This window comes from Streptomyces sp. B21-083 (assembly GCF_036898825.1).
Classification (GTDB): domain Bacteria; phylum Actinomycetota; class Actinomycetes; order Streptomycetales; family Streptomycetaceae; genus Streptomyces.
Map to the genome: position 1 here is coordinate 2,868,357 of NZ_JARUND010000002.1, position 15,917 is coordinate 2,884,273.

General features: G+C 71.1%; 13 protein-coding genes. 6 read left to right on the forward strand and 7 right to left on the reverse strand.

What is annotated here, in order from left to right; translation table 11 throughout:
• The 4 genes from QA861_RS36835 to QA861_RS36850 all read right to left on the reverse strand — a co-directional run bounded on the left by QA861_RS36835 (position 1) and on the right by QA861_RS36850 (position 4,779).
• Positions 1-378 (reverse strand): sortase-dependent protein, encoded by a 378-nt coding sequence (locus QA861_RS36835; protein WP_334593086.1) that lies wholly within the window; start codon positions 376-378, stop codon positions 1-3.
• A gap of 123 nt (positions 379-501) precedes the next feature.
• A complete protein-coding gene (locus tag QA861_RS36840) occupies positions 502-2,613 on the reverse strand; it encodes a sensor histidine kinase (RefSeq protein ID WP_334593087.1) in 2,112 nt (703 codons plus the stop codon).
• Complete coding sequence (locus tag QA861_RS36845) at positions 2,600-3,355, reverse strand: response regulator transcription factor (protein ID WP_334594962.1); 756 nt, start codon at positions 3,353-3,355, stop codon at positions 2,600-2,602. The genes QA861_RS36840 and QA861_RS36845 overlap by 14 nt, the downstream gene beginning before the upstream one ends.
• A 62-nt stretch (positions 3,356-3,417) precedes the next feature.
• Positions 3,418-4,779 (reverse strand): glycoside hydrolase family 125 protein, encoded by a 1,362-nt coding sequence (locus QA861_RS36850; protein ID WP_334593088.1) that lies wholly within the window; start codon positions 4,777-4,779, stop codon positions 3,418-3,420.
• A gap of 197 nt (positions 4,780-4,976) precedes the next feature.
• Here QA861_RS36850 and QA861_RS36855 point away from each other — a divergent pair, with 197 nt between their 5' ends.
• From QA861_RS36855 to QA861_RS36870, 4 genes are all read left to right on the forward strand, one after another.
• Entirely contained in the window at positions 4,977-5,990 is a 1,014-nt protein-coding gene (locus tag QA861_RS36855; RefSeq protein WP_334593089.1) for a LacI family DNA-binding transcriptional regulator, read from the forward strand.
• Entirely contained in the window at positions 5,987-6,877 is an 891-nt protein-coding gene (locus tag QA861_RS36860) for an ATP-binding cassette domain-containing protein (RefSeq protein ID WP_334593091.1), read from the forward strand. The genes QA861_RS36855 and QA861_RS36860 overlap by 4 nt, the downstream gene beginning before the upstream one ends.
• Positions 6,874-7,941 (forward strand): ABC transporter permease, encoded by a 1,068-nt coding sequence (locus QA861_RS36865; RefSeq protein ID WP_334593092.1) that lies wholly within the window; start codon positions 6,874-6,876, stop codon positions 7,939-7,941. The genes QA861_RS36860 and QA861_RS36865 overlap by 4 nt, the downstream gene beginning before the upstream one ends.
• 68 nt (positions 7,942-8,009) lie before the next feature.
• Positions 8,010-8,990: an ABC transporter substrate-binding protein gene (locus QA861_RS36870; protein WP_334593093.1), complete on the forward strand. Its 981-nt coding sequence runs from the start codon at positions 8,010-8,012 to the stop codon at positions 8,988-8,990.
• 72 nt (positions 8,991-9,062) lie between these two features.
• On the opposite strand, the gene QA861_RS36875 is transcribed toward QA861_RS36870, so the two are convergent.
• The 3 genes from QA861_RS36875 to QA861_RS36885 all read right to left on the reverse strand — a co-directional run bounded on the left by QA861_RS36875 (position 9,063) and on the right by QA861_RS36885 (position 13,326).
• The gene (locus QA861_RS36875) at positions 9,063-10,916 is read right to left on the reverse strand and encodes a protein kinase domain-containing protein (protein ID WP_334593094.1); all 1,854 of its coding nucleotides are present in this window, start codon (positions 10,914-10,916) and stop codon (positions 9,063-9,065) included.
• Positions 10,917-11,173: 257 nt separating this feature from the next.
• Positions 11,174-12,016 (reverse strand): helix-turn-helix domain-containing protein, encoded by an 843-nt coding sequence (locus tag QA861_RS36880; RefSeq protein WP_334593095.1) that lies wholly within the window; start codon positions 12,014-12,016, stop codon positions 11,174-11,176.
• A gap of 140 nt (positions 12,017-12,156) precedes the next feature.
• Positions 12,157-13,326 carry a steroid 3-ketoacyl-CoA thiolase gene (locus QA861_RS36885; RefSeq protein WP_334593097.1) on the reverse strand — a complete coding sequence of 390 codons (1,170 nt, stop codon included), beginning with the start codon at positions 13,324-13,326 and terminating at the stop codon, positions 12,157-12,159.
• 268 nt (positions 13,327-13,594) lie between these two features.
• On the opposite strand from QA861_RS36885, the gene QA861_RS36890 reads away from it, so the two are divergent.
• Together QA861_RS36890 and QA861_RS36895 are read left to right on the forward strand one after the other, a co-directional pair.
• Positions 13,595-14,833: a cytochrome P450 gene (locus QA861_RS36890; protein ID WP_334593098.1), complete on the forward strand. Its 1,239-nt coding sequence runs from the start codon at positions 13,595-13,597 to the stop codon at positions 14,831-14,833.
• 150 nt (positions 14,834-14,983) lie between these two features.
• On the forward strand, positions 14,984-15,913 hold the full coding sequence (locus QA861_RS36895) for a phytoene/squalene synthase family protein (RefSeq protein WP_334593100.1): 930 nt from the start codon (positions 14,984-14,986) through the stop codon (positions 15,911-15,913).
• Positions 15,914-15,917: the final 4 nt, after the last annotated feature.

Consider the following 15,917-nt stretch of genomic DNA (forward strand, 5'->3'; position numbering starts at 1 on the left):
TCAGCCGTCGCGGCGGGCGGTGGCGCGGCGGCGCAGTACGTAGGTGCCGGCGCCCGCGAGCAGCAGCGCGCCGGTGGCCGAACCGATGAGGGTGCCGGTGTTGTCGTTCTGGGCAGGGGCCTCGCCTGCGGCGACTCCGCCCCGGGGGTAGCCCTTGCCGAGCTTCTGGGCCTTCATGGCGGCCTCCTTGAGGGTCCTGGCGTCCTCGGCCTTCTTCTTCGCCAGGGCCTCCTTGCCGGACGGGCTCAGGTCGGACGCGGCCGGCGTCGGAGTCGGGCTGGTGGCGAAGGCCGCGGTGGCCGGGACGAGCAGCGCGCCGGCCGCGACGCCGGTCAGGACGGCGACACGAAGCGGACGCAGGGTGAGACGGCGGGACATGTAAGGGCTCCAGTTCCAGCCCGGCTTGGTCGTACCTGGTTGCCGATCCGCACCAGGTTCCGGGCATGGCCTCACCCTGACGGCCACTTGTGAGGAAACTGTCAGATCGCCGTGGTCATCCCATCAGGGTCGGCCGGGCCGCTCCGCCTTCTCCGCCTTCTCCGTCTCGGCTGTCGGCAGCCGCAGGGTGAAGGTCGCCCCCTCCCCCTCCGTGCTCGCCACCTCCACCGTGCCGCCGTGGGCCTCGGCGAGCTTGAGGACGATCGCCAGGCCGAGACCGCTGCCGCCGGTGCTGCGGTTGCGGGACTTCTCCGCGCGCCAGAAGCGGTCGAACACATACGGGAGATCACCCGCCGGGATGCCGCTGCCGGTGTCGGACACCTCGACGGCCAGCTCGCCGCCCGCCTCTGTGACGTACGAGCGCAGGGTCACCGTTCCGCCGGGCGGGGTGTGGCGTACCGCGTTGGAGAGCAGGTTGCTGACGGCCTGGCGCAGCCGTACGGGGTCGGCGTCGAGGAGTGGCGGGTGAGGGGCGTCCGGGGGCGGTGCCGGGACCGTGAGAGCGACGCCCGCCGTCTCGGCCAACCCCTGGTGGGCGGAGGCGACTTGACCCAGCAGCTCGTCGACCCGTACCGGCTTGCGGTGCAGTCGCAGGGCGCCCGCGTCGGCCGCGCCCAGGTCCTGGAGGTCGTTGATGAGGTGCTGGAGCTGCACCGCCTCCTCCAGGAGCGAGGAGACGAACGCCGGGTCGGGTACGGCCAGTCCGTCATGGGCCGCCTCCAGCCAGCCCCTGATGTTGCTCAGCGGCGTACGCAGCTCGTGCGCGACATCGCTGACCATCACCTTGCGCTGCTCCTCCAGGCGGGACCGGTGCGCGGCCATGTCGTTGAAGGCCGCCGTCAGCCGCCCGATCTCGTTGTCCGAGACGACACGCACGGGCTCCGGCGCCGCGTCCAGCCCGTCCCGCATGCGCTGGGCGGCGCCGGTGAGGGCGTGCAACGGGCGTACGAGCCTGGCTCCGGCGAGCACCGAGGCGCCGACGGTGAGGGCGAGGACCAGGGCGGTGACACCGGCGATGCGTGCGGTGTTGGCCCGGGAGAGGTCGAGGCCGGGGACGCCGGCGGCGCCCGGACCGTCGATGAACAGCAGGGCGGGCTCGGCGACATAGGCCGTGAGCTGTTCGCTGCGGGCGCTGCCGACACAGGCCGCCACGGCCCGGTCGTATCCGCTGTCGCGGAGCTCGGTGGGCGGGGTGTAGTCGAACGCGCCCCCGCCAGCCACCTTCCGCGCGATCATCTCGGCGTCCTCCGCCTTCTTTGCGGCCAGGGCCGCCGCCTCCCGCTTGCTGAGGCCTTCCAGGTCGGCGGTCGCGTCGTCCCGTGCGTATCCGTATCCGTAGCCGCGGTCCCAGGACAGGTTCAGGTTCAGTTTCACGGCGGCACGGTTCTGCCGCTTCAGGCAGGCGTCGGCGAGTTGGTTGAGGGCGCTGAGGGCCTTCTGCTCGGTCGGGGTGGGGCTCACCGGGTAGGACGCCAGACACTTGGCTTCCATGTCACGGTCGGTGACGCTGTTGGTGCCGCCCTCGGTCTCGTCGCCCACGAACTGGACGCGGGGCCGGCCGGCCGGGCTGTCGACGACGTCGGCGGCGATGCCCATCTTGCCGAGGCACTGCACCCGCCCGGCGGACGCCTTCCGCAGCGCGGCGCGTTCCTTCGCGGGCAGCCGGAAGGGCCCCACGGCCCGTGGATCGACGCGGTCCCCGCCGGCCCTGGCCGCGTCGGACACCAGGACGGGGTCGACGGACAGGGGGTCCACGACCGCCGAGGGCTGCGGTGCGAGGGAGACCGCCGTCGAACCACCCGCCGTGGAGCGCGAGTCGGCCGAGTCGGCGAACGGGCGGCGGCCACGGGTGGTGAGCACGATCCGGCGTCCGGACTCCTGGGCGAGCTCGCGCACGGTGGTGTCGACGCCGTCCCAGTCCCGGTGGGTGGCCGCGTATCCGAGGAGGGTGTCGTAGATCTTCGCGTCGGACTTGAGGTTCTGCCCCTGTTCCTGGCGGATCGCGACGGAGGTCGTCTGCACGGCGAGCCAGGCGGTGGCGGCGACCGAGCAGGAGGCGACCAGCGCCGTCACGGTCAACAGCCGCCCGGCCAGGCTTTTTCGGAGCGGCAGCCGGGTCCCCGGCGCGCCCGCTGCCCCGTCGCCCGTCCCGCCCCTTCTGTCAGGACGACGCATGGCGCACGTTCCTCTCCGGGTCCGTCAGTTTGTATCCGACGCCGAAGACGGTGACGAGGCGGGACGGCCGTCCGGGGGCGCGCTCGATCTTCTTGCGCAGGTTCATGACGTGCACGTCGACGGTCCGGCCGCTGATGTACTTGTCGAAGCCGTGCAGTTCCTCCAGGAGCCGCGCCCTGGTGAAGACCCGGCCGGGCTCGGCCGCCATCGCCGCGAGGATACGGAACTCACCGGGCGTGCACTCGACGGGCGCTCCGGCGACGGACACCTCGTGCCGGGCGGGGTCGACCCTGAGCGCGCCGACCACCAACACCTTCTCGTCCGGGTCCACTTCGGGCCCGGGGGCGGGGGCCCGTTCGGGTACGGCCACTGGCGCCGGGTCGGCGCCGCGCCGGTTGCGGCGCAGCAACGTCCTTACGCGGGCCGTCAGTTCGCGTGGACTGAACGGCTTGGTCATGTAGTCGTCGGCGCCGAGATCGAGGCCGAGCAGCAGATCGTCCTCGGTGCTGCGGGCCGTCAGCATCAGCACCGGCACCTCCCGGCGCTCGGCGCGCAGGATCCGTACGACGTCGAGGCCGTCGGCCCCGGGCATCATCACGTCGAGGACGACCAGGTCGGGTTCCTGGTGCCGGACCGCTTCCAGAGCTGTCCGGCCGTCCTCGACGACCGTGACCGTGTGACCCTCGTGCTCCAGGTAGCGGCGCACGAGTTCGGCCTGCTTCGCGTCGTCTTCGGCGACCATGATGTTTGCGCACACGCCGCAGATGGTAGCGAGCGCCGGCGTCGGGATGGTCGTAAGCGGCTTTACCGGGAGGGTAGTTCGGTGGTGGAGAGGCGTGGATGCAGTCGGGTCGTCGAGCGGCCCGTGAGGTCGAGCAGCAGCTCGGCGAAGAGGGCGTCGCCCCAGCCGAACCAGGGGCGGGTGAAGGTCGCGGGGTCGTCGACGTGGAAGCTCTCGTGCATGGAGCCGGTGCCCGCGTCGGTACGCAGCAGCAGCTCGGCGAGACGGACCCGCTCGGCCTCGTCGTCGCTGGTCAGAGCCTGCATGGTGAGGGAGAGCGGCCAGACATGACCGGGCGGGGTGTGCGGGCTGCCGATGCCGGCGGCCGAACCACCCGAGTAGTAGAAGGGGTTGGCGTCGCTGAGGACGAACTCGCGGGTGCGCAGGTAGAGCTGGTTGCCCGGGTCGCACCAGCCCAGGTAGGGCAGCGAGAGCAGGCTCGGGATGTTGGCGTCGTCCATGAGCGACTGCCCGCCGAGACCGTCGACTTCGTACGCGTACACCGCCGGGTCTGCCCCCGTGGTCACCCCGTGCGTACGGACCCCGGTGGCGATCTCGCCCGAGAGGGCGGTGGCGTCGGCGGCGAGGCCGAGGTCTCCGATCGCCGTCGCCAGTTCGGCGAGGCCGGCGAGGGAGACGGCCGCCATGGCGTTGGCCGGGACCAGATAGCCGTACCGGCAGCGGTCGTCGCTGGGGCGGAAGCCGGACCAGGTCATACCGGTGGGCGCGGTCGGCGCACCCCGGCCGCCGCGTGCCAGCGTGTCGTACTCGTAGTCGCCGAGGCGCCTGAACTCGTACGGTGAGCGGTTCTCGTGGTCCTGCTCGGTCCGCCACAGGGCGATGATCCGGCGGGCGGCGCGCGCGAAGCGGTCGTCGGCGGTGAGGTGGCCGAGGCCGCCGGTGGCCCGCCAGATGCCGTAGGCGAGCTGGAGCGGGGCACAGAGCGAGTCGATCTCGTACTTCTGCTCCCAGACCAGCGGGTCGGGGGTCGGGTCGTCGGTGTGACCGGCGCCGGAGCCGTCGGGTTCGGCGTTGAAGGCGTTGGCGTACGGGTCGGCGAGGACGTACCGCAGCTGGCGGCGCAGGACGCCGGTGAGCGCGGCGGCGACGGCGGGGTCGTCGGCGGCGAGGAGGTACGGGCGGACCTGGGCGGTGCTGTCGCGCAGCCACATCGCGGGGATGTCGCCGGTGAGGACGAAGACCTCGCCGTCGGGCAGCGGACGCATGGCCCTGCCCCAGGTGCCGGCCAGCAGCCGGGTGAAGCGGTCGGCGGCGCGCGGGTCGAGGGAGCGCAGCTCACGGTGCACGTCGGCGCTCAGGGCGCGGAGACCTTCCGGCAGCGCACCTTCCCGCAGTCCGCCTTTCGGATCGTCGATCGGCTGCATGATCATCCTCCCGCGCACTTCCCACAGACTGAGACAACGTTGTTTTGAAACAACGTTGTCGGACCATACAAACCGACCCCGGGAACGCGCAAGGCATGCAAAATCCCTGTTGCGATCCATTGACAACGTTGTTTCGCAGAGGTTTGCTGTGCGGCACACAGCGACACCCAGCGACCCTTTTCGGAGTGATGCCGGACATGCGAACGCCCACCATGCGGGAGGTCGCCGCCCTCGCCGGGGTGTCGATCAAGACCGTCTCCCGGTTCGTCAACGGTGACAAGACGGTCTCCCCCGCCATCGCGGAGCGGGTGCGCGCAGCCATAGACGAGACCGGCTACCGGCGTAACGACCTCGCCCGGAGCCTGCGCCCCGGGCAGCGCAGCACCACGCTCGCGCTGCTGGTGGGCGACCTGACCAACCCGTTCTACGGTTCGATCGCCAACGGGGTCATGGGGGTGGCCCGCGCCCACGGCCACAACGTCGTCCTGGCCAGCTCCGACGAGGACCCCGAGGCCGAGCGCCGGGGCATCGACGACCTGCTCGGGCAGCGCGTCGCCGGGCTGCTGATCGTGCCGGGCGCGATGGACTACGGCTACCTGGGCCGCGAGGTCGCTCAGGGCACCCCGGTGGTCTTCCTGGACCGGCCCGCGCTGGGTCTGGACGCGGACACCGTGCTGCTGGACAACCACGGGGGCGCCCGGAAGGCCACCGAGCATCTGATCGCCGCCGGTCACCGGCGGATCGGCGTCGTGGTGGCGGCCAGCTACTACACCACGGGCCGCCGCCTCGACGGCTATCTGGAGGCCATGCGCGCCGCCTTCGGCGAGGTCGACGAGGCCCTGATCGCCCGGTTGGAGCACGGCACGCGGGCGGAGGCCGAGCAGGCCGCCGCCGAACTGCTGGCGCTGCCCCCGGGCCGCCGTCCCACGGCGCTGTTCACCACCACCAACTTCCTGACCCACGGCGCCCTTCGGGCCATGGGCCCTGGACTGGGGCCGGGTCAGGGTCCGGCCCTGGTCGGCTTCGACGACTTCCCGTTCGCCGACCTGCTGCCGACCCCTGTGACCGTCGTGTCCGGGGACGCCTTCGAGATGGGCCGCGAGGCCGCCCGGCTGCTGCTGGCCCGGATCGCGGGCGAGAGCGGACCACCCCGCCGGGTCGAGCTCGGCACCGTACTGACCCCCCGTGGAAGCGGAGAGCTGACGCCATGAGCACCCCCACTCCGGCCACCCCGGCTCCGGCGGGCCCGACCGCGCGCGGGGCCACGGCCGCCACCCCCGTCCTCGAACTGGCCGGCATAGTCAAGAGCTACGGCCAGGTCCAGGCGCTGCGCGGAGCCGCGCTCACCGTCTACCCGGGCGAGGTGGTCGCGCTGGTCGGTGACAACGGCGCCGGCAAGAGCACCACGATCAAGGTCATCTCCGGGGTGATCCAGCCCGACGCGGGCGAGATAAGGATCGACGGCAGGCCGGTGACGATCCCGGACCCGATCGCCGCCCGCCGGCTGGGCATCGAGACCGTCTACCAGGACCTGGCCCTCGCACCCGACCTGGACCCCGCCGAGAACCTGTTCCTGGGCCGCGAGATCATGCGCCCCGGTCTGCTCGGCAGGCTCGGCTTCCTGGACCGGAAGGCCATGCGGACCAAGGCCGACGAGGCGTTCGGCTCGCTCGGTGTCGGCATCCAGGACACCGCCGCGCAGGTCGTCACGATGTCCGGCGGCCAGCGCCAGGGCATCGCGGTCGGCCGGGCGGTCAACTGGGCGGACCGGGTGCTGCTGATGGACGAACCGACGGCGGCACTGGGTGTCGTACAGACGCAGCGGGTCGGAGAGCTGATCCAGCGGGTCCGGGACTCGGGCGTGGCGGTGGTGCTGATCAGCCACAACCTGCCGTTCGTCTTCGAGTACGCGGACCGTATCGAGGTGCTGCGGCTCGGGCAGCGGGTCGCCCGGCTGTCCGGCGCGACAGCCACCAGCGAGAACGTGCTCGGCGCCATGACGGGCGCGCTCACCTTCGATGACGGAGCCGATCCCGAACCGGATCCGGCCCTGATTCCAGCCGTCGACGGCTCCGACCGCAGCGAGGACCAGTCATGACCCCCACGACCGAGGCGAAGCCCGCGAAGTCTACGAACCCCGCCGGGCCGGACGACGACACCACCACCTCCCGTTCCCTGCGCTCGGCCGCCGTCGGCGCCGCCTGGCGCAACATGAAGGGCACCCGGAGCCTGGCCCTGGTCGTCCTGCTGGTGCTGCTGGCGGTGTTCGGCGCCATGTACCCCGACAACTTCCTCACCGCGTACAACCTGCGCAGCGTCGCCATCGAGGCCGCCTCGTACTGTGTGCTGGCCATCGGGATGACGTTCGTGATGACCACCGGGGGCATCGACCTGTCGGTCGGCTCGGTGCTGATCTTCTCCGGGGTCGTGGGCGTGAAGGTGATGTCCGCGCTGGGCGGCGGCGGCCCGCTGACCCTGCTGGCGGGCCTGGTGACCACGATGGCGACGGGTCTCGCCTGGGGCGTCCTGAACGGCCTGCTGGTCACGAAGGCCAAACTCCCGCCACTGATCGCCACGTTGGCCACCCTCTCGGCGGCGGGCGGCGGCGCCCTGGTCCTCACCAACGGCCTGGACCTGCGCGGGGTCCCCGACTCCCTGGTCAGTGGCCTCGGCTTCGGCCGCTTCCTGGGCATCCCGTACACGGTGTGGCTGGCCATCGGTCTGACCATCGGCGGGGCGATCGTCCTGGGCCTGACCCGCTTCGGCACCTACACCCGCACGATCGGCTCCAACGTGGAGGCCGCCCGCCGCGCCGGAGTGGCCGTCGACCGTCATCTGATCAAGGTGTACGCGCTCTGCGGGCTCCTCGCCGGAATCGCCGCGTACGTCAACCTGGCCCGCTTCTCCACCACGACCGTCGGCGGCCACACCGGGGACAACCTCCAGGCGATCGTCGCCACCGTGCTCGGCGGCACCAGCCTCTTCGGCGGTGTGGGCAGCGTCCTGGGCACCGCCTTCGGCTCCCTCATCCCGGCCGTGCTGAGCAACGGTCTCGTCATCATCGGCCTCCAGCCGTTCTGGCAGCAGGTGGCGGTCGGCGCGGTCCTCGCGGGGGTCGTGTACGTCGATCACGTCAACCGGCGGCGCCGCACGCTGCGTTGAAGCCCTGCTGCTCGCCCCCCTCCGAACGCCCCCCGCTCAACGCCCCGTCGCACCAATGGAGTTGCACCATGAAGACCGCCAACCTCACCCTCAGAGGCGCTGCCCTCGCCAGCGTCGTCCTCCTCGGCGCCACCGCCTGCGGGTCCGGTGACTCCTCCTCCACCGCGAACCCGAAGGTGACCGTCATCCTGGGTACCGCGTCCGACTCCTTCTACAACACGCTCGGCTGCGGCGCGAAGGCCGAGGGCAAGAAGCTCGGCGCCACCGTGGACGTCCAGGGCGCGACCACCTTCGACCCGGCGACCCAGACGCCGATCCTGACCAGCACGGTGGCCAAGAAGCCGAACGCCATCGTCATCGCGCCGACCGACTCCAAGGCGCTGGGTACGCCGCTGAAGCAGGCCAACGAGGCCGGCATCAAGATCGTGACGGCCGACACGGGCCTCGACGACACGAGCTTCGTCTCCTCCGCCGTCTCCTCCAACAACGTGGAGGGCGGCGCCGAGGCGGCTCGTACCCTGGCCAAGCTCGTCGGCGAGAAGGGCAAGATCGTCATCATCGGCGGTACCCCGGGTGTCACCACCGCCGACCAGCGGATCAAGGGCTTCGAGACCGAGATCAAGAAGTACCCGAACATCACCTTCGTCGGTGTCCAGCCCTCCACGCCCAGCGGTGGCGTCGTCGAGGCCGCCCGGCTGACCGCCGCGTCCCTCTCCAAGAATCCCGACCTGGCGGGCATCTTCTCGATCAGCACCCCGGCCAGTGACGGCGCCAACAACGCCATCAAGGACGCCGGAAAGGTCGGCAAGATCAAGGTCGTCGGCTTCGACGCGGGTCCCGCACAGGTCGAGCAGCTGAAGAAGGGCACGGTCCAGGCGCTGATCGCCCAGAAGGCGGAGGAGATCGGCGCCCAGGCGGTCCAGCAGGCGGTGAACGCGATCCAGGGGAAGAAGGTGACGAAGTCGATCGGCACGTCGTTCGTGTCGATCACGGCGGCCAACCTGGGCGACGCGAACGTGAGCAAGTACGTATACCGGTCTACCTGCTGACGCTCCGTCAGCAGATCCGCTGTCCCGGCTGGTGACAACTGCCGTGTGACTCCGCCCTGTTACGGGACGGAGTCACTGCGACGCCCGCAGGTTGTCCCAGGTCACCCGCTTCACCAGGCCGTCGACCACCAGCCCCTTGTCGGTCTGGAACTTCTTCATCGCGGACTCCAGTCCGTCCCCGAACACCCCGTCCACGCCGGTGCCGCCGATGTCGTACCCGCGCTTCATCAGGATGCACTGGACCTGCTTGACACGCTTCCCCGTGTCGCCGATCGCCGTGCGGGCCTTGCCCGCGTAGTACGTGCAGTCGGTGACCCAGGGTGCCGCGTCGGGCTCGGTCTCGGACGGGACCGGAGTCGGAGTGGGGGGCGGAGTGGTGTCCGTGCCGGTGCCGCCGTTCGTTCCGGGGCCGGGGTCGGTGCTCGGGTCCGGCCCCGGAGCCGTGCCCCCGGGGGTGTCGGTGTCCGAGGGGTCGTTCGCGGCATCACCGCCGCCGTCGTGGTCGTCGGAGACCTGTGACGGGTCGGCGGGGCCGTCGGCGGTCTCCGTGCCGTCGCCCGAGGTGCTCGGGACCGACTTCCCGTTCGAGGCCCCCGGAGTCGGCGGGGTGTCGCCCGGTCCGGCCGCCGTACCGGGGGACGCCGTCGCGACAGACCCCGGCGGCGAGGCGCTCGCCTCGGCCCCCGGGCGGGTGAGGACGAAGACCAGCGCGGCCAGACCGCAGACGGCGAGGGCCGTCACCGCTGCCGGGACCGGCTTTCTGCGGGCCCAGGCGAGAGCTCCGGCCGGGCGTCGCTGCCCCGGGGACGTCTCGGCGGAAGCGGCGGACGAGCCTGACTGGTCCGCCGCCGGGACGGGGGCCGCGTCCTTCACCGGCACCGGAAGCGGCGCCGGGTTCGGGCGGTGGCCCGGGAAGCGCAGCTCCGCCGCGCGTGCGACGGGCACGAGATACAGCACGTCGTACGCCCGCTGCCGCTCCAGCACCCTGCCGTGCAGCGCCCCCGGCCACCCGGACGCCCCCGCAGGCGCACCGGCATACCCGGCGGCCGCGTCGATCAGCGCCCTCGGCGTAGGCCGCCGCTCGGGTTCCTTGGCGAGGCAGGCGGCCAGCAGCGCGCCGAGCGCCGGGTCGGTCGCCGTGATCTCGCCGATCAGCTCGGCGTCGGGCTCCTCGAAGGCGACCCGGTGCATCACGTCGACGCCGGTGCCGTCGCCGAAGGGGGCCCGGCCGGCCGCCGCGTAGATCAGTGTCCCGGCGAGGGAGAACACGTCGGACGCCGCGTCACAGTGACCGGTCCTCAGATACTCCGGGGACATGTAGGCGGGCGTGCCGACCCGGTTGCCGGTGCCGGTGATGGCGCTCGCGTCGGCGGCCTTGGAGATGCCGAAGTCGATGACGTGGGCGCCCCGCACCGACAGCAGTACGTTGGACGGCTTCAGGTCCCGGTGCACGATCCCGGTGGCGGCGAGGTCGGCGAGCGCCTGCCCCAACTCCGCCACCAACCGCCAGACGGCGCCCGGTTCCAGGGCACCGTCCTCCCGTACGGCGTCCGCCAGGTCGAGCGCGGCGAGATACTCCGTGGCCATCCACAGCAGCTCGTCCTGGAACCCCGTACCGCACAGCCTCGGTGCGCGGGGCGTACGGACCCGGCCGTGGACCAACGCCTCCTGCTCGAAGCGGCGCCGGAACGTCGCGTCCTCGGCGTACTCCGGGCGGATCACCTTGACGGCGAACAGACCGGGGCTGTCGTCCGAGGGGCGCGCCAGATAGACCCGTCCCATGCCACCGCTGCCGAGCAGCGCCAACGGCACGTACGGGCCGATGCGTTCGGGGTCGCCGGGACGCAGCGGCACGGCGCCGGTCTGCCGCAGCGCGGCCGCCTCACCCGGCGGCGGGCCCGGCGACACCGGATGCTGCTCTGACACGGACCCCCCGAATTGATTGTCTACGTACGCGAGTTCGCCTCTTCGGCTGCGAGGACGAGGCTAACCCAGTCGAGGCGCGGGTTCAGGGCTTTCGATCAGTTCCGTCACGCTGCGCACTCGGTTCGGATCCGAAAGGTACCGGTCGACAACTGAGCGCAGTCGTTCGTCACGAAGGTGAAACGGGCCCACCCGACCCCGGGAGCAGCAGGGCGGGGCCGCGGAGTCTTTGTAGCCGCTCCGGCGCCACGGCGCGACCGTCAGGTCGGTGGATCGCACGGCACCTCCGCCAGGATCCGCCCGATGAACCTCCGCGACTCGGCAGGGGGCAGAGCCTGGTCGCGCAGCGCGTCGTAAATACGGTGCAGCCGGTCGAGCGGGGTGTGTTCGTGGATGAGTTCACCCCGGTGAGCGGTCTCCGTGTAGGCCACGGTCCGCCCGCCCGGCAGCTTCAGGAACATCACGTCGGTGCTGTCCAGGCTGCACGGCCCGGCGCTGAAGGGCAGCACCTGGATCGTGAGGCAGGGCCGCTCGGAGGCCTCCAGCAGGTGCTCCAGCTGCTCGCGCCACGCCCCCGTCTCCCGCAGCGCCATCCGCAGCACGGCCTCGGACAGGATGGTACGGAAATACGGGCCTTTCTCCCTGGTCAGCAACTCGGCCCGGCCGAGCCGCGCTTCGACCTGCCGGCCGAGTTCCTCGCCCCAGATGTCCCCCGCCGCAAGCACCTCGGTCGCGTAGCCACGGGTCTGCAGCACGCCGGGAATCCTGGTGACCCCGAAGTGCCAGAGGCCCACCGCCTCCGACTCCAACCGCATGTACTCCCGGTACTCCTCCTTGAAGACGGTGTGGTCCCCCAGCGCCAGTTCCCAGAGGGTCACCAGCAGCGTGCCCGTGTCGAAGAACTGGTCCAGCGCGGTCACCACATCGGCGCTGCCGAGCGTGTGGCCGTTCTCCATCTTGCCGAACAGCGAGTAGTCCCAGCCGAGTTTCTCGCCCAGCTGCCGCAGGCTGTTCCCGCCGGCCTCGCGGCACGCCTTCAGTTCCTCGGCGAACCGCGCACGCGGCTCCCGGCTGCGACCCGTCGCCGTACGTCGCTGTGGCATGTCGTCCTCCCCCGCACCGGTCATGGATTCTCACGCAACGTAATCCACCGACCGCGCAGGGTACCCACAACCGCCGAACGACCGCCTGTACGAGTGAGCCGCGGCCACCACCGCGTCCACCACCACAGTCACCAGCCCATTCACAAGCGCTGGATGATCGTCCCCGTCGCCAGCGCCCCGCCCGCGCACATGGTGATCAGCGCGAACTCCTTGTCCACGCGCTCCAGTTCGTGCAGCGCGGTGGCGATCAGCCGGGCCCCGGTCGCCCCGACCGGATGCCCGAGGGCGATGGCCCCGCCGTTCACGTTCACCTTCTCCAGGTCCTGTTCGAAGACCTGCGCCCAGCTCAGCACCACGGAGGCGAACGCCTCGTTGATCTCGATCAGGTCGATGTCCTTCAGCGTCATGCCCGCCTTGCCGAGCACCGCCCGGGTCGCGTCGATCGGACCGTCCAGATGGAAGTGCGGGTCGGACCCCACCAGCGCCTGGGCCACGATCCGCGCCCTCGGGCGTAGCTTCAGCGCCCGCGCCATCCGCTTCGACGCCCAGAGCAGCGCGGCCGAACCGTCGCTGATCTGGGACGAGTTGCCCGCCGTATGGACAGCGGTCGGCATGATCGGCTTCAGAGACGCCAGCGCGTCGATCGACGTGTCCCGCAGCCCCTCGTCCCGGTCGACGAGCCGCCACATACCCTGCCCGGCGCCCTGCTCCTCCTCCGTCGTGGGCACCTGAACGGCGAAGGTCTCCCTCTTGAACCGCTCCTCCGCCCAGGCGACCGCCGCCCGCTCCTGGGAGAGCAGCCCCAGCGCGTCGACGTGGTCGCGGGTCAGCTCACGCCTGCGGGCGATCCGTTCCGCCGCCTCGAACTGGTTGGGCAGGTCCACGTTCCACTCCTCCGGGAACGGTTTCCCGGGGCCGTGCTTGGACGCCGCTCCCAGCGGCACCCTCGACATCGCCTCGACCCCGCAGCTGATGCCGACGTCGATGACACCCGCCGCGATCATGTTGGCGACCATGTGCGAGGCCTGCTGGGAGGAGCCGCACTGGGCGTTGACGGTCGTCGCCGCCGTCTCGTACGGCAGGCCCATGGTCAGCCAGGCGGTGCGGGCGGGGTTGGCGGACTGTTCGCCGGCCTGGGTGACCGCGCCGCCGACGATCTGTTCGACGCAGTCGGCGGGGATGCCGGTGCGGCCCAGGAGTTCGCGGTAGGTCTCGCCCAGCAGGTAGGCGGGGTGGAGGTTGGCGAGCGCGCCGCCGCGCCTGCCGATGGGAGTGCGCACGGCTTCGACGATCACGGGTTCCGCGGCCATGGTGGGGAGTTCCTCTCCTCAGGGCACCCGCGCGGCGCGGGCGTCCCGGCCACCCGCCACGCAGAACTAGTACGCGTTCTAGTTCTGTCTGCAGTCTGCTGACGGCCCGTCCGGCACCGCAACCCCCTTGCAGCGCCCGATAACACGAGCGGTGCCCGGAATTCGGGGTGTCGCACCCCTTGCCTCTTCTGGAACCCGTTACTACCTTCTCGACACCCACTCATTCCTGATGGACCGTCAGATACTGTTCAGATGACGGGAGTTTTTGATGGCACCCTGCCCCGCGTTGCCCGAAGGGTTCGACTTCACCGACCCTGACGTGCTGCAACACCGCGTACCTCTCCCGGAGTTCGCCGAGCTGCGCGCCACCGAGCCGGTCCACTGGGTGTCCCAGCGCCCCGGCATCGCGGGCTTCGCCGACGAGGGCTACTGGGCTGTCACCCGGCACGCGGACGTCAAGTACGTGTCCACGCACCCGGAGTTGTTCTCCTCCACCACCAACACGGCGATCATCCGCTTCAACGAGCGCATCGAGCGCGACGCGATCGACGCCCAGCGGCTGATCCTGCTCAACATGGACCCGCCCGAGCACACCCGCGTCCGCCAGATCGTGCAGCGCGGCTTCACCCCGCGCGCGATCCGCGCCCTGGAGGACAACCTTCGTCACCGCGCGCTCGCCATCGCCGCGAACGCCGCCGCCCGCAACGGCCCCTTCGACTTCGTCACCGAGGTCGCCTGCGAACTGCCCCTCCAGGCCATCGCCGAGCTGATCGGCATCCCGCAGGAGGACCGCCTCCGGATCTTCGAGTGGTCCAACAAGATGATCTCCTACGACGACCCGGAGTACGCGATCACCGAGGAGGTCGGCCAGGAGTCGGCCATGGAACTCATCGCGTACGCCATGAACATGTCCGCCGACCGCAAGCAGTGTCCGGCGAAGGACATCGTCACCACGCTGGTGGCCGCGGCGGACGACGGCAACCTCGCCTCGGACGAGTTCGGCTTCTTCGTGCTGATGCTGGCCGTCGCGGGCAACGAGACGACCCGCAACGCCATCACCCACGGTATGCACGCCTTCCTCACCCACCCCGACCAGTGGGAGCTGTACAAACGCGAACGCCCGGCCACCACCGCCGAGGAGATCGTGCGCTTCGCGACCCCCATCGTCTCCTTCCAGCGAACCGCCACCCAGGACACGGAACTGGGCGGCCAGAAGATCAAGGAGGGTGATCGCGTCGGCCTGTTCTACTCCTCCGCCAACCGCGACCCCGAGGTCTTCGACTCCCCGGACACCTTCGACATCACCCGCGACCCCAATCCGCACCTCGGCTTCGGCGGCGGAGGCCCGCACTTCTGCCTCGGCAAGTCCCTGGCCGTCATGGAGATCAACCTGATCTTCAACGCCCTCGCCGACGCCATGCCGGGCCTCACCCTGGTGAGCGACCCACGCCGACTGCGCTCGGCCTGGGTCAACGGCGTCAAGGAACTCCAGGTGAGCGCGGGCTAGGGCCGGTCGCATACTCGGGCCGGCGGCATCCCGGCGTCGCCGGCCCGTCCCCGCGTGAGGCAGGGGCGCATCCACGCCCCGCCCCTGTCTCCGCCCAGCGCCCGCCGTAGACTGCGAACGCAACTGCAACTACGACGGTGAGGCGTGCCGGTGCGATCCTGGCAGCGTTGTCTGGACGCGGCGGGAGTGGCCGGCGGTACGGACCGCGCCGCCTATCTGAAGGCCAAGCAGTTCATGCTGAGCCGGGAACCCGCCGGACATCTGGCCGTTCGGCTGCTGATCCCCGCCCACCTCCAGCCCCACGTCCTCGCCGGATACGCGTTCGCGTCGTTCACGGACGACCTGTGCGACCGGGGCACGGTGGCGGAGCGCACGCATCGCTACGCGGGCTGGGCCGAGCAGGTGCGCACGGCACTGGACACCGGAACCGCCCGACACCCCCTGCTGCGGGCCTTCCTGCACACCGCCGAGGCACGTGAACTGCCGCGCTCCTGGGTCGATTCGTACCTCGTCGGGGCCGAAATCGACCTGGACTTCGCCGGGTTCACGACCGAGGACGACTACCAGGCGTACATCGACACGCTCACCTGGCCGTTCCTCATGATCACCTCGGGCCTGTCGATGCCGGGCGGCGGCAGCCCGGCCTTCGCGGACAGCTGCCGGCTGCTCGCCGACGCCTGCCAGCGCACCGACTTCCTCACCGACCTGGCCGAGGACCTGGGCGAGGGCCGCCTCTACCTCCCCACCGACGACCTGGAGAAGCACGGCGTCGTACGGTCCGACCTGGAGCGCGGCCGAGACCTCCCCGGTGTCCGCTCCCTGCTCTCCGCGACCGCGGCGACAGCCCACGCCACCCTCCGCGAGGCCACCCGGATCATCGCCGAACTCCCGGAGGAACAGCGCCCGTTGACACGTTTCGTGATCCTCCTCCACGACCACCGTCTACGCCGGGCGACAGCGATGGGCGCGGCCGTCACCAGGGGGCCGGTCCGGGACAACCCGATCGAGTGCCTGCGCATACTGGCCCGGGCGCACCGTCCGGGCCTGGCGGTACCCGCGCTGGAAACGAACGCGCGCTGAGCCG